This is a genomic window from Streptomyces sp. NPDC001027 (assembly GCF_040299045.1).
Taxonomy (GTDB): Bacteria; Actinomycetota; Actinomycetes; order Streptomycetales; family Streptomycetaceae; genus Streptomyces.
Genome location: NZ_JBEPBI010000591.1, coordinates 1 through 1,315, shown reverse-complemented (window position 1 = coordinate 1,315; position 1,315 = coordinate 1). Strand labels below are relative to the sequence as shown.

Here is a 1,315-nt window from a genome sequence, read left to right as displayed (position 1 = left end):
ATCCTCTCGCCCCGCTCCAGGAGGGCCTGCTCTTCCACCACCTCATGGCAGAAGACGCCGACGACACCTATCTGGCTTCCTTCGTGTTGGAGTTCGACTCCAAGGAGCGCCTCGACGTCTTCGCCGACGCGCTGCAGCAGGTGCTGGACCGGCACGACATCTTCCGCACGGCGATCGTCTGGGAGGGGCTGCCCGAGCCGGTCCAGGTGGTGTGTCGGCGTGCCGAGCTGTCGGTGACCGAGGTGGTTCTCGACCCGCAGGCCGCCGACCCGGTTGCCGAGCTGGCCGCGAGGGTCGGCCGTACGGTGGACCTCACCCGGGCCCCGCTGCTCGGGCTCCACGTGGCCGAGACCGTGGACGGCAGCCGCCTCGCCCTGCTGCGGCTGCACCACATGGTCCAGGACCACACCACGGTCGAGGTGCTGCTCGCCGAGATCCAGGCCGTCATGCAGGGACGCGACACCGAGCTGCCGCAGCCGCTGCCGTTCCGCGACATCGTGGTTCGGGCTCGGGCGGGGCTCGACGGCGAAGCGCACGAACGCTTCTTCGCCGAGCTGCTGGGCGACGTCACCGAACCGACAGCGCCGTTCGGGCTGCTGGAGACGCGTGTGTCCGGGACGGACACGGTCGAGACCGAGGCGCGGATCGCCCCAGATCTGGAGGGCAAGCTCCGCGAGGTCTCCCGGAAGGTCGGCGCCAGTCCTGCGACGCTGATGCATGTCGCCTGGGCTCGGGTCCTCGCTGTGGTGAGCGGCCACGACGACGTGGTGTTCGGCACGGTCCTGTTCGGCCGGATGAACGCCGACGCCGAGGCGGACCGGCAGCTCGGCCCCTTCATGAACCTGCTGCCCGTGCGCGTGAAGACCGGAGACCTGGGGGTGCTGGCCGCCGTCGGCGCGGTGCGAAGCCAGCTCGCCGCACTGCTCGAACACGAGCACGCACCGCTCGCCGTGGCGCAGAACGTTAGCGGCGTGGAGGGCGAGAGCCCTCTGTTCACCTCCATGTTCAACTTTCGGCACAACGACCGTTCCGTCCGTAAGAGCGGCACCCTCTTCGACGGCGTCGAACTCCGCCACTACCGGGAGTACACCAACTACCCGCTCGCGGTGAACGTCGACGACGACGCCGACGCGATGCGGGTGAGCGTCGACGTGCTGCCCTCCGTGGACCCGCGGCTCGTCATCTCGCTGCTGTGTACAGCGACGTGGAACCTGCTGGTCGCGTTGGAGGTGGCGCTGGAGGGTGGTCCGGAGGTCGCGCTGGGTGCGGTCGAGGTGCTGGACGCGGTTGAGCGTCGGCGTGTTCTGGTGGAGTG

At 69.4% G+C, this 1,315-nt stretch carries 1 protein-coding gene; it reads left to right on the top strand.

Features of this window, described 5'->3' with window-relative positions; translation table 11 throughout:
- A partial coding sequence (locus ABT300_RS44155) for a condensation domain-containing protein (protein WP_351688850.1) occupies nt 1-1,315 on the top strand: 1,315 nt, incomplete at both ends.